The 13,086-nt window shown below is 50.4% G+C and carries 11 protein-coding genes; 3 read left to right on the forward strand and 8 right to left on the reverse strand.

The window, feature by feature from the left end; genetic code table 11:
- Window positions 1-45: 45 nt before the first annotated feature.
- The 7 genes from deoC to JR338_01390 all read right to left on the reverse strand — a co-directional run bounded on the left by deoC (window position 46) and on the right by JR338_01390 (window position 5,470).
- Window positions 46-804, reverse strand: a complete 759-nt coding sequence (gene deoC, locus JR338_01360) for a deoxyribose-phosphate aldolase (GenBank protein ID QRN83433.1) — start codon at window positions 802-804, stop codon at window positions 46-48.
- Between the two features lie 137 nt (window positions 805-941).
- Entirely contained in the window at window positions 942-1,136 is a 195-nt protein-coding gene (locus JR338_01365; GenBank protein ID QRN83434.1) for a hypothetical protein, read from the reverse strand.
- Window positions 1,137-1,230: 94 nt separating this feature from the next.
- The gene (locus JR338_01370) at window positions 1,231-2,517 is read right to left on the reverse strand and encodes a PTS ascorbate transporter subunit IIC (protein QRN83435.1); all 1,287 of its coding nucleotides are present in this window, start codon (window positions 2,515-2,517) and stop codon (window positions 1,231-1,233) included.
- Between the two features lie 26 nt (window positions 2,518-2,543).
- The gene (locus JR338_01375; protein ID QRN84326.1) at window positions 2,544-2,816 is read right to left on the reverse strand and encodes a PTS sugar transporter subunit IIB; all 273 of its coding nucleotides are present in this window, start codon (window positions 2,814-2,816) and stop codon (window positions 2,544-2,546) included.
- Window positions 2,817-3,070: 254 nt separating this feature from the next.
- Window positions 3,071-3,538: a PTS sugar transporter subunit IIA gene (locus JR338_01380; protein ID QRN83436.1), complete on the reverse strand. Its 468-nt coding sequence runs from the start codon at window positions 3,536-3,538 to the stop codon at window positions 3,071-3,073.
- A gap of 124 nt (window positions 3,539-3,662) precedes the next feature.
- Window positions 3,663-4,628, reverse strand: coding sequence for a transketolase family protein (locus tag JR338_01385; GenBank protein ID QRN83437.1), 966 nt, complete (start codon window positions 4,626-4,628; stop codon window positions 3,663-3,665).
- An 8-nt stretch (window positions 4,629-4,636) separates the two neighbouring features.
- On the reverse strand, window positions 4,637-5,470 hold the full coding sequence (locus JR338_01390) for a transketolase (GenBank protein ID QRN83438.1): 834 nt from the start codon (window positions 5,468-5,470) through the stop codon (window positions 4,637-4,639).
- Window positions 5,471-5,852: 382 nt separating this feature from the next.
- Between JR338_01390 and JR338_01395 the strand changes: the two genes are divergently transcribed.
- The 3 genes from JR338_01395 to JR338_01405 all read left to right on the forward strand — a co-directional run bounded on the left by JR338_01395 (window position 5,853) and on the right by JR338_01405 (window position 11,669).
- Window positions 5,853-8,867 (forward strand): ExeM/NucH family extracellular endonuclease, encoded by a 3,015-nt coding sequence (locus tag JR338_01395; GenBank protein QRN83439.1) that lies wholly within the window; start codon window positions 5,853-5,855, stop codon window positions 8,865-8,867.
- A 113-nt stretch (window positions 8,868-8,980) separates the two neighbouring features.
- On the forward strand, window positions 8,981-10,729 hold the full coding sequence (mutL, locus tag JR338_01400; GenBank protein QRN83440.1) for a DNA mismatch repair endonuclease MutL: 1,749 nt from the start codon (window positions 8,981-8,983) through the stop codon (window positions 10,727-10,729).
- 16 nt (window positions 10,730-10,745) lie between these two features.
- Window positions 10,746-11,669 (forward strand): carbohydrate kinase family protein, encoded by a 924-nt coding sequence (locus JR338_01405; protein QRN83441.1) that lies wholly within the window; start codon window positions 10,746-10,748, stop codon window positions 11,667-11,669.
- Window positions 11,670-11,718: 49 nt separating this feature from the next.
- Here the strand turns inward: JR338_01405 and JR338_01410 are convergent, their stop codons facing one another.
- A complete protein-coding gene (locus JR338_01410) occupies window positions 11,719-13,077 on the reverse strand; it encodes a 4Fe-4S dicluster domain-containing protein (GenBank protein ID QRN83442.1) in 1,359 nt (452 codons plus the stop codon).
- Window positions 13,078-13,086 lie beyond the last annotated feature (9 nt).

Genomic DNA, 13,086 nt, shown 5'->3' on the forward strand with positions numbered 1-13,086 from the left:
CCAGATAAATCATCTGGGATTTTTTGAAATTATTGGAAGAGAGGATTATTCTATACCGGCTTGCTTTGCTTCTTCCAGGATTTCTTTGGCCATCCGAGTGCCCAGCCGATTCGCACCAGCATCAATCAGGGCTAAGGTTTCTGCCAGGGTATGGACCCCACCAGCAGCCTTGACACCCATCACACTTTGCGGGCCAACGACCCGACGCATGAGGTCAATGTCCTCAACGGTGGCACCGGATTTGCTGAACCCGGTTGATGTCTTGACGAAATCAGCACCGGCTTCTTTGCAGATCAGACAGCTGATGATTTTCTCGTCCTTTTCGAGCAAGCAGGTCTCCAGGATCACTTTCATCAAGCCGCCCTGAGCATGGACGGTTTCTGCCATCTGATGCACTTCCTCAAGGATAAAATCATATTCGCCGGCTTTCAACATGCCAACATTCATCACCATGTCAATTTCATCGGCACCCATCGAGAGATACTTTTTGGCCTCAGTCACTTTAATCTCAGTGGGGAAGGCCCCCAGAGGGAAACCAGCGATTGTGCCGGTATGAACGCCGGAATCAGCCAAGGTGTCTTTGACCAGAGTGGTGAAGAGCGGGTTAACAAATACCGTTGCATAATGATAAGCTATTGCTTCTTCGCAAAGCTGAATGATCCTTTCCGGTTTGGCCGCCGGGTCATGCACCGCACAATCCAGGTATGAGGAGAGGGGCGGCGTGAGGACGGGCGCACAGGGCAGGGGAGGAAGTTCCTGGTTATATTTATTCGCTATATCAAGGAGCTGTGATATGGATTTCATTAGTCGTCCTTTATTTTGGTAAGGGCAAAACTGGGGAGTATTACTGTGCTAAAAGAATACATCCACCTGAGGTGAAAGTAATTTCTCCAAAGGTGGATGTATTCATGAGCATACAATTAGCGTATGGTCAAAGAAGGCTATTTGATCTTGTCGCCATCGTACCATTCCATGTGGGCGCCGCAAGATGTGCAGTCAGCAATATTCTTGCCGTCTTCTTCTTTTTTAATTGTGACGCTGCCGCCGCAGGAACAGCGACGATAAATGCTCATGATCTTACCACCGTACTCCAGTATTTTGAATTCCCCTTTTTCTTTGGGTGTTTCTTCTGACATTTGGTCTACCTCTTTTTCTAAATATTCCACAAAAATGTGGGCGTAATATTTCTACGCCCACATTTTACTACAAAACTAATTTCGTGCAATCAGCTTATTTCAGCAGGTTGCCAACGAAGGAGAGAATGTTGCCGAGGACGCCGAAGTCGGTGTCACCGAATGAGGAACCGGTCCATTCAGGGTTGAGGCCACCGAAGGACAGGTAGGTGGTGCCAGCGAGCAGGGTGAAGATCAAACCACAGAGGAAACCACCCAGCATAGCGCCTTTGCGGCCACCGGTTGAGTTGCCGAACACGCCAGCGGTACCGCCAACGAAGAAGTGAATGATCATCGAGGGCAGGATCACGCCACCGACAGCGCCTTTGGCCAGGAGCTGAATTGCCATAGCCAGCAGACCACCAACGATGGAGGCCAGATAGCCAACGAGAACGGCATTAGGGGCATAGGGGAAGACCACGGGGCAGTCCAAAGCGGGTTTCGCATCGGGAACGATTTTCTCAGCAATACCACGGAAGGCAGGAACGATCTCAGCCAATGTCATACGGACACCGAGGAGGATGATCGCAATACCACCGGCGAAGGTCAGTGATTGCAGGAAAGCGCCGACTGGCCAGTATTGACCAAGATTGGCAGCAGCAGCTTCGGAACCGCTGAGCAGACCAACGACAACATAGATGATCAGCATGACGGAGGCCATGGCAACCAGGGGCTCTTTCATGAAGCCGATCCAGTTGGGGAATTCGATATTCTCAGTGGAATCTTCCGGATCGCCAACGAACTGACCAAGATAGCCAGCGAGGGCGTAGGTGGTGATGCCAAAGTGACCCATGGCGAAGGAATCGCCGCCGGTGATTTTCTTCATGAAGGGCATCGACAGAGCGGGCATGAAGGTCATCATGAAACCGGAGATGATGGATGCAACTGCGATCATCAGCCATTCGCTGTTAGCGAAGACTGGCATAACGGAGAGCATACCGGTGGTCAGGGTGGCGATGAAGAGGGTGTGGTGACCGGTCAGCCAAATGTATTTGAATTTGGTCACACGGGCCAGAAGCAGGTTGAACAGGAAAGCGAAGAGGAAGACCAGGGAAATCTGGCGGCCTAAGGTTTCCTGAACAATGCTGGTGAAGACCTCATTGACGGGCACAGCAGCGTTGGGGATGTTCAGAACAGAGGTGAACAGGGTGCCGAGGGGGACGATTGCGCCGACAACCACGCCAGCGCCAGCGCCCAAAACCAGGAAGCCCAAGATGGTCTTAATGGTGCCGGTAACAACTTCCTCGAAGGGACGCTTGAGGGCCAGCAAACCGATCAGGGCCATCAAACCAACGAGGATTGATGCATTACTAAGAAATGCTTGAAGGAAGTTAAGAATTGCCATTTTTTTCTCCTAAAATAATTTAGTGATTACTTCTTTTCATTCTGAATTTTTCTGAAAACATCCATAATGGCAGCATCTATTTCGTTTTCATCGAAGAGGTTTTTTACAGTAATAACTTCTGCTTCAACCTCGCGCAATGATTTCGCGAATTCTGATGTTGTCACAAAGATGTCTGGCCTCATGGACCGGGCGGTAGATATGTCAGCAACTTCGACTTGAAACTCTTTTCGACTGATGCCATTTTTCTCAAGCACTCGCTCAATCCCCATCTTGACCAAGAGCCCACTGCCCAATCCCATGCCACATACAGCACATAGTTTGACCAATTTACACTCCTAGGGTTCTAACAAAATACCAATATGACTTACAGGGATAGTAAACCGAGTACGAAGGCTGCAACAACGAGGACGAGAGAAACAATCCCTTCAGCTTTGCCAACGACTACCTTCTTTTCATCTGCCATTCTTATTCACCTCCTTCCTTGGAAAGTTTTTTAAAACTTTTTTGCTTTGCATTTTCATGCAATGAGCAAATATGAATGGAATAAAAACTCTTAAGCAGCGTTTAGAAACGCTGCGAGCAGCTCTTCCTTGGTGGCAGCCGATTTGATCTCGGCGATTTTATCCTGGTTGCCCAGGACCATGGCGAGCTGCTTTAATCCATCAATATGTTGCTCGTGATCAATCGCTGCTAATGCAACGACGAGATATACTGGGTCATTGTCTTCATTACCGAAATTAACGGGTGTGCTCAGACGGACAACAGAGATACTGGCTTTGATAACGCCATCTTCTGGACGAGCATGCGGGAGGGCGATGCCGGGGGCAACAACGATATAAGGGCCAAATTCTTTGGCCACCCGGATCATTGCATCTACAAATCTGGCTTCGACAGCACCATCTTCGACCATTAATTTGCCTGCCGCACGGATAGCTCCTTGCCAATCCTCAACTGCGACATTTACGTCAACAATTTCTTTTCGAATTAATTGATTGATTTCCATCAGTTCTTTCTTTTCCATTTATTCTGCATCTTTAATGAACTATTAACATCAGGTCAATTATAGGTCACATCCTTGAGAAAAATCAAGGTAAAAAGCCCTTAACTTCTCAGGTTAATATGTTAACACTGAAGTTTCCAACTAGTTATGAATCAAAAACCTGCAATAATGTGTCTCGTATGCCTTCGGGATCAAGTTTATAGTAGCTGAGCAGATCTTGATAGGGGCCTGAAGTTGTGAAAATATCCATAATGCCGTGACGGTGGAATTTCAGGTTCAGGTTTGCTTCAGCGATAACTTCGGCAACAGCACTGCCAAGGCCATTAATCACATTGTGTTGTTCAACGGTCATGACGATCTTGTAATTCTTGAGAATCTCAGCTAACCCTTTTACATCAAGGGGTTTGATGGTTGAAATATTCAGCAGGCCAGCCTTGACGCCCTTTTCTTCGAGCAGTTTGACAGCGTCCATAGTCTCACCGACTTCCATGCCAGTAGCAACTAGTAGCACATCCTCGCCGGGGATCAATAGGTCAGGCTTTCCGATCTGATATTCAAATTCCTGGGTGTAGACGGTCTTTTCCGCAACCCTGCTGAGGCGGATATAGACTGGGCCGTCCAGGTCAACGGTTGCCCGTAAAATGGCAGCTGTTTCAACGGCATCAGCCGGTGAGAAAACTGCCATACCAGGGATGGTTCTGAAAACAGCGATATCTTCCAGCGCCTGGTGGGTCGCACCGGCGACACCGAAGGTGATCCCGCCGTGGGTGGAAACGATCCGAACGGGCAGGCCGTTATAGCCAATGTCTGTACGGACTTGTTCCGCGGCACGTAGCGCAGAGAACACAGCGTAGGTGCTGGCGTAAGGGATTTTCCCTGCCAGGGTCAGGCCGGCGGAAACACCCATCAGGTCTTGTTCCGCCACGCCGACATTGACGAACCGATCGGGGAATTCTTTGGCGAATTCCGATAAGTTGACACTGCCAGCCAAATCGGCTGAGAGGGCAACGATATTCTCATTTTGGTGTCCCAGCTCAACAATGACTTTACCATAGGCTTTTCGGCTGGGGAGGCCAACCAGGGGACTTTGGGATTGTTTATTGTCGTTCATTGTTCTCCTTATGCTTCCATATCTGCAATTTTCAATGCTTCCAAAGCTTTCTCAGCTTCTTCCTTTGAGATCTTGAAGAAGTGTGAGCTTGCTTTCCCCTCAATGGAGGCAACACCCCGGCCTTTAATCGTATTGGCGATGATGAATTTCGGCTTGTTGTCTGGGGATTTTTGGTTGAATGCATCCAGCAATTCTTTGATATTGTGCCCATCGACTTCCAGAACAAACCAATTGAAGGCTTTCAATTTATCTGCCAGTGGCTCCAGCGCCATGGTGTCTTCTGTGTGGCCTTCAATGGTGAACATATCCCGGTCCAGAATGACTGTGAGATTGTCCAAGTGGTAATTGGCGCCGCACATCAGAGCTTCCCAAACAGAGCCTTCTTCCAACTCACCATCGGAGATGATGCAGTAGGTTTGCCAGTCGGCTTTATCCATCTTGGCGCCGAGAGCGGCCCCAACAGCGACTGAGAGACCATGTCCGAGGGAACCGGAGCTGATCTCAACACCAGGCATGCGGTGTTTATCAATGTGCATGCTCAACATGGAGTTGAAGGTATCAAATTTTTCCAGTTCTTCCAGAGGGAAGAAACCCTTACGAGCCATCGCAGAGGAAAGGGCGACATTGCCGTGACCTTTGCTCAGAATGATGCGGTCCCTGTTCTGCCATTTGGGGTTCTTGGGATCGAGGTGGGCAACTTCAAAGAAGAGGACGGCCATGATCTGGGATAAGGTCAGGTTGCCACCGATATGGACACCAACAGCACAATCGCGTCCGGTTGTCAGGATGTCCTGATCAATTTGAGCTGCTATCTTACTTAGTTCTATAATTTTTGCTTCCATACACTATTCTCCTACGTGGAACTTTTATCCATCATAAATATTGATTGATCAGTAATTATTTAATTTTGTCATGAATTGGAGTGAGATTTAATGCCTTTAGATGTTTGTTGCTGAAAGTCTCTTGTGGTCATAGGTTCAAAGGCGTTTAAATAATTTTGGACAAGATGATTATTGCTCTTAATATAATAACATAAAACCTTTTGAAAGGGTCCCATATCATCGCTCATTTGCGAAAAATGTGCTTTATGTCATATCAGAAAAATGCTGACTGTTTCCCATAGAAAATCTTAACATTAGAATTTTTTAGAGAATCAAAAAATAAAACGAAATTATGATAATATTGTTAATATTCCATTAACTGACAATTAGAGGAGGATAAGTTATGCATATCCGCACAAGATTGTTTAATCTAGTGTTGATATTAGGTATGTTGTTCGGCGCGTTGGGAATCGTCACCCAGGAGGCGTCAGCTGCTGCTATTACAGATTTATTCATTTCAGAATATATTGAAGGCGGCAGTTTTAACAAAGTGATTGAGATCTTCAATGGAACTGGAGCACCGGTAGATCTCACCCAATATTCCCTTGAACTCTATAGCAATGGAGCCTCATCGCCATCTCAGTCCACAGCTTTATCCGGGACACTTGCAGACGGCGATGTTTTTATTATTTCACATGGATCAGCTGATCCAACGGTTCTGGCCATTGCTGACGCTACAAATAGCTCTGTTATCAATTTCAATGGAGATGATGCAATTGCCCTGCGGAAAGGCACTGCATTTATTGATGTTATTGGGCAGATTGGTGTTGATCCTGGAGCATCTTGGGGATCAGGCGATGTGACAACAGTCAATGATACCCTGGTTCGGAAATCCACAGTTTGTACGGGTGATCCAGATGGCTCAGATGCCTTTGACCCAGTTCCCGAATGGGATGGTTATGCCCAGGATACATTTGGTTACCTTGGTTCGCATTCCTGTGACTGCTATGTCGCTTCGACGGACCCAGTAATTAATGAGTTCTCCGCCAGCACAACAGGGATAGATGTTGAATATCTGGAACTCTATGGTGAACCTGACACGGATTATTCGGATTTGACCATTCTGGCGATTGAGGGTGATGATCCTAACTGGGGAATCATTGATGGCGCGTTTGTAATGGGTACTACAGATGCCAATGGCTTTTACTTGGCGAGCCTGGCAGCCAATGACCTGGAGAATGGCACGCAGACTTTCTTGCTGGTCTCAAGTTTCATCGGCCTTGAAGGTGATGATCTCGATACTGATGATGACGGCGCACTTGACTCGACCCCTTGGGATGCGATCCTTGATGCGGTCGCTGTCAATGATGGAGGTTTAACAGACCTGACCTATGGTGATCCGGTTTTAGGTGTTGCTTATGATGGTTTGTCTTTTGCGCCTGGTGGAGCATCCCGAATCCCCGATGGCCTGGATACAGATGCTGCGTCGGACTGGGTGCGTAACGACTTTGACCTAGCGGGAATTCCTGGCTATGATGGTTCCATTGGGATGCATGAAGCTTACAATACACCCGGTACAACCAATATCGCTTACGAACCTCCACCAGAGGCCTGTGGTGATGAATACACTGCAATTTATGACATTCAAGGCAATGGTGCATCTACGCCGCTTTATGGTTCTGAGGTTGCTACTGAAGGTATTGTTGTTGGCGACTATCAGGAAGGTGGCAAGAACGGGTTTTTCATTCAGGATGCGGATGGCGATGCTGATCTCACTACATCGGATGGCATTTATGTTTATGCGCCCAGCGCTCCTGATGTGATGATTGGTGATCATGTTCGTGTTCGTGGTACGGCGTCTGAGTACTACGATTTAACCCAGATTGGTTCCGTAAGCCAAGTTTGGATCTGCGCGACTGGGCAGGCTTTACCTGACGCAGGTGTTTTATCTCTGCCGATGGTCAGTGCGGATGCCTATGAACCTTATGAGGGCATGCGGGTTACTTTCCCACAAGACCTGATAATCTCTGAGTATTTTAATTTTGACCGTTATGGCGAGGTTGTTCTGACCTCCACCCGACATGTGACCCCCACAGCCCTGTATGAACCTGGTTCACCGGAATATACGGCGGCTGTAGCCGCTTATGCGTTGGATGAAATCACATTGGATGACGGGCGCACGTCTCAAAATCCTGATCCCGCCTTACATCCGGATGGCGCTGTGTTTGATATGAGCCATCTCTTCCGCGGTGGCAGTTGGGTGACTGATCTGATTGGTGTACTGGATTACAGCTACGGCGCCTACAAGCTCCAACCCTCGGAGGGCGGCACATATACTGACGGCAACCCGAGGACAGCGAGCCCGGATGTGGCCCCGGGTAATTTGACCATTGCCAGCTTTAATGTGTTGAATTATTTCATCACCCTTGACGATGGTGTCAATGATATTTGTGGCCCCAGCGGCGATATGGAATGTCGTGGTGCTGATACGGCTGAAGAGCTTAACCGACAAAGGGCTAAGATCGTGGCCGCCATGGCAACGATTGATGCTGACGTGTTCGGCCTGATGGAAATCGAGAACGATCGGCTTGGTGGTGAAACAGATGCCGCAGTTTTTGATCTGGTTAATAGCCTGAATGCCGTGGCTGGCGCAGGAACCTATGACTACATTGGGACGGGCGCAATCGGCACAGACGCGATCAAAGTGGCGATTATTTATAAACCCGCCTCAGTAACGCCTGTCGGCAATGTCGCAATCCTCGATTCAACCGTTGATCCTCGATTCCTGGATGATTACAACCGGCCTGCTCTGGCTGTTTCATTTGAGGATAATCTAACAGGCCAAAGGTTTACGGTCGTTGTCAACCACCTGAAGTCTAAGGGTTCTAGTTGTGATGCTGTTGGAGATCCGGACACTGGTGATGGTGCAGGGAACTGTAACATCACCCGGTCGAATGCGGCCGCTGCGGAAGTGGATTGGCTGGCGACGGATCCAACCAATGCCGTTACCGGAAACATCATCCTGATTGGTGACTTCAACTCTTATGACAAAGAGGATCCAATTGATATCATCAAAGCTGGTGCGGATGATGTTGATGAAACAGGCGATGATTATCTGGATATGATCGAAGAGATGCAGGGCGATACAGCCTATGGGTATGTCTATGATGCTCAGGTAGGTTATCTGGATTATGCTCTGGCGAATGTCTCTATGTCCAACTACATTGTTGATGTCAACATCTGGCATATCAACGCTGATGAACCGGACTTGATTGACTACGATATGAGCTATAAGCAGGATGCCCAGGATCTGCTCTATGCGCCGGATCCCTATCGCTCCAGTGACCATGATCCTGTCGTGATCACGGTAACCTTCCCGCCGTTCATCGAGTACTTGATGCCGATCTTCTTCCGCTAGTTTTTACGATTTGATTGATGAAGAGGGAGAGAGTCACATCTCTCCCTCTTTCTATTTAATGCCTATTCGAGTGAACACTTTGTTGGTGGGTTATAATTCAATCTGGAGAATTTATGCCTATTCGTTTATTGCCAGACCATATCGCCAGCCAGATTGCTGCCGGAGAAGTTATCGAGCGACCTTCCTCCGTTGTAAAGGAGTTGGTCGAGAACGCCCTGGATGCCGGCAGCGATGCGATCACTGTCGAAGTGATGGGCGCGGGAAAACGCCTTATCTCAATTCTCGATAATGGTGCAGGGATTCCCACAGCCGAATTAGCTCTGGCTGTTTCCCGGCATGCCACCAGCAAGTTGGCGCGGGCTGAGGACCTTTTCCATATCAAAACCCTGGGTTTCCGGGGTGAGGCCTTGGCTTCAATCGGTTCCGTATCCCGAATGACGGTTGAATCACGCTCGGGTGAGGAAGCTCTTGGCGCAAGGCTGGTGGTGGAAGGGGGACGGCTGGGAGAACAAGAGCGGGTGGGCGTGCCTTCGGGGACACGGATCGTGGTGGAGGACCTGTTTTACAACGTCCCAGCCCGGTTGAAATTTCTCAAAAAGGATAATACTGAGCGTCGCCACATTGAATCTCTGGTGACTCGCTATGCTCTGGCCTACCCGCAGATCCGCTGGCAATTGGTTGTGGATGGCAAGCCCTCACTGCATACCAGTGGGAATGGCGACCGGCGGGAAATTCTTTCAGCGCTCTATGGGGTGGATATCGCCCGGCAGATGTTGGCTGTAGATTTCAAAGAAGATGATTACAGGATTCACGGGTTCATCAGCCCGGTTTCGCTGACCCGTGCCAACCGACGTGAGATAACCGTCTTTGTCAATGGCCGCTGGGTTCGGGATACGGCCGTCACGGCAGCGATTTTGCGTGCCTATCATACCCTGTTGATGGTTGGCCGTTATCCGATCGTGACCCTTTTCATGGAGATGCCGCCCGAGGCCGTGGATGTCAATGTGCATCCCGCCAAAGCGGAAGTCCGGTTCCGCGAGAATGATCTGGTTTTTTCTCGGGTGCAGCGGTCCGTCAGGCGGGCCCTGCTGGCTTATTCGCCAGTGCCGGAATTACGGCCCCGACAATTTTGGGGCGGTCAGCCTGCGGGAGAAACCTCGGATGAAAGTCAGGCTTCCTGGTCCCAGGCAGCGGAGATTCCCTTTCCGGTTGTCAATGCAACTGAGACTGCTCCGGCTCATGTGCAGATCCATACCGGTACTTTAGAAGGCGACAAGCTACCGCTGCTGCGCCTGGTGGGGCAGGTGGCTGGGACCTATCTGATCGCTGAAGGCCCGGATGGGCTTTACCTGATCGACCAGCATGCCGCTCATGAACGAGTGCTTTTTGAACAGCTGATGGCTCAGCAATCTCAGGAAAAAGTGCCGGCGCAAACCTTATTGGAACCGGTGAATGTAGTCCTGCCGCCTGAAAAAGCACGGCTATTGGAAGAGCAGTTGGAGGTTTTGGAACATATCGGCTTTGATGTGGAACCTTTTGGCCCCAACACCTTTACCGTCCGGGCGATCCCGGCCCTGATCGTGGGCGGAGACCCTGAAGTGGCCTTGAATGTGGTTGTTGAGGATTTTGAAGACGATGAAACGCCTTTGGCATCCGCTACGGAAGCCCGACTCACGGCCCGCATTTGTAAACGAATGGCCGTGAAGGGCGGACAAACCCTCTCGGTGGAAGAGCAGAACGCCTTACTGCGCAGCCTTGAGGCCTGCCATTCACCACGCACCTGCCCGCATGGGCGGCCAACGATGATCCATCTTTCGGCAGACCTTTTGGAGCGGCAATTCGGCCGCCGGGGAGCCCGATAGAGCTGGGGATGATACGATGAGCCGTCTTTTTGTCGCTGGGCTGATTAACCTTGAAACCACGCTGGCCATTGACGGTTTTCCGCTGCCATATTTCCCTGTTCGATATCCCTTTTTCGGCATTCAAACCACCGTCTCTGGCGTGGGTTATAACTTAGCCAAAGCCCTGACCAGGTTGGGCAATCAGGTGGACTTTGCCTCACTGATCGGCGGGGATGATAACAGCCAATTGGTGCGTAAGGCTTTGAAGGGGGATGGTATTGGAGATGGTCTGATCCTCTCAACCGTAAATGAGACCGCTCAATCGGTGATTATTTATGATCCCGAAGGAAAACGGCAGATTCATACCGACTTAAAGGATATTCAGAATCAGTCCTACCCGCTGAAAGAAGCAGAGGCAGCCCTGAGGCAGGCGGACCTGGCTGTGATCTGCAATATCAATTTTGCCAGGCCCTTGCTGCGTGCCGCCAAAAGTGCCGGTAAGTGGGTCGCCACGGATGTCCATGCTCTTTCGGATCTGGATGACGCCTATAATCAGGATTATATGCAAGCCGCGGATATTCTTTTCCTGAGCGACGAGTCCCTGCCGGAGCCACCGGAAACTATCCTTCCGGAATTGATGGATAAATATTCGGCTGAGATTATAGTGATTGGGCTGGGAGCGGAAGGCGCAGCGATGGGTGTTCGCAGTGATACCCACTTGGAGTGGTTCCCTGCGGTGCAAACCCGACCGGTGATCAATACAATTGGCGCGGGGGATGCGCTTTTTTCAGCCTTCCTTGACCATTATGTGCGAACGCACGATCCCTACGCCTCGATTCGGGCTGCGATCGTGTTTGCCTCCTACAAGATTGGGGAAAAAGGGGCCGCGCAGGGTTTCCTGACGGCAGAGGCCCTTGATGAGTGGGTCAAAAAGGTCGAAACGGATTCCAGTAATAATTAGGGGTTATATGAGCAATCCCAGTTCTTGACTCAGTAAAACCCTGCTTATTTCATTTAAATTGGAGCCATTTGGGGGCTACATGCGGCTTGGGTTTACGCCCATAGAAAAGATCATCCATCTTGACGGCTGTTTTGCGAAAGTTGGCGGAATGGTTCACGCCAAACCGGATCAGGTTGTGGAGGGCTGTATCCGGATGGGAATAGGGACAAACCGCCATACAGCGGCCGCAGTCCGTGCCGATTTGGGTCCAGTAGGTGAAACACTTTTCGGAGTTGATCTTCCAGCGCAGGGTGTCATCCGGATGGGCGGTGCGTTCACCGGTGGGGATGGCGTTGGAGGGGCAGACCTCGACGCATTTCTGGCAGTGGTCACAAAAATCAATGACAGTGGGGTCAAAGGTGGGCTGGTCAGTTACGAGCGGCAGGTCAGTGGTGACGACTGCCAGGCGCACCCGAGGACCAAGCCGGGGGGTCATCAGCAGCCCCATGCGCCCGACCTCTCCAAGCCCGGCATCCTTGGCGACCAGGGGGGCAATGACACGGTAGTTGCTGTCAATGTGGGCCCGGGCAGGGTAGCCGAGATTGCGAATGGCAGCGGCGAGGATCACGGCGATCTTGCCGGCCTCGACATATTCCCGGGCGGATTCCATCACGGCGGGCATGCGCGGTGCGGCGGAGATCATGGCATGGTCCATTTCCACAGTGAAGGCAATTGCAAAACGGTGATCGAGGGTGATCGGTGCGCCATATTCACCGGTGCCGCGCCCGATATGGGAATAGATGTGGTAGGGCTGCAGTTCACAGACGCCGGAATCCACTGCGCCATGATAGGCAGCCAGGCCTTTCACGAAGCGGGCCAGGTCTTCAGGTGATTTTTCAACTTTCTCAGGTGCAACAGGGCCATCCACTTGGTCGCGGAGGACGCCTGTGAGGAAAAAGCTGGCATCCGGTGAAGAACTTAAAAAAGCATCATAGAATGCGGAGCCAGGCTGCAGCAGGCCAGGGTTGGCTCGAAAGGCATTGTCCGGAGCGAGATGCTCGGGGTGTTCGCGATAATAGGCTTCGAATTGGGGTGTTCCGGGTTCCAGCCTGACACGGGCAAACATGATTGTGCGCTCATCAACCCGTTGATTGGGCATGGGGGAGGCTGTGATCTGGCGCTTCACCGGCCATGATAGCCAGAAAATGAAAAGCCCCAACAAGATTGCAAGGATGAGTGCGGCAATTTGTGTGACAAGTGGGGGAGTGAGTAATAATGCCGTCAGAGCCAAACCTGAAAGAACTGTCAGTGCCGCTGAGAACCGGGCAGCCCGACGTTGTCCTTCGACCATTGACACAATGGCAAAGGCCAGGAAGCCAGCAATGAAGAGCAGGTCAATGATAAGGATGAAGAGACGGGATAGCGGCATAAATCACTC

Source organism: Chloroflexota bacterium (assembly GCA_016887485.1).
GTDB lineage: Bacteria > Chloroflexota > Anaerolineae > Anaerolineales > Anaerolineaceae > Brevifilum.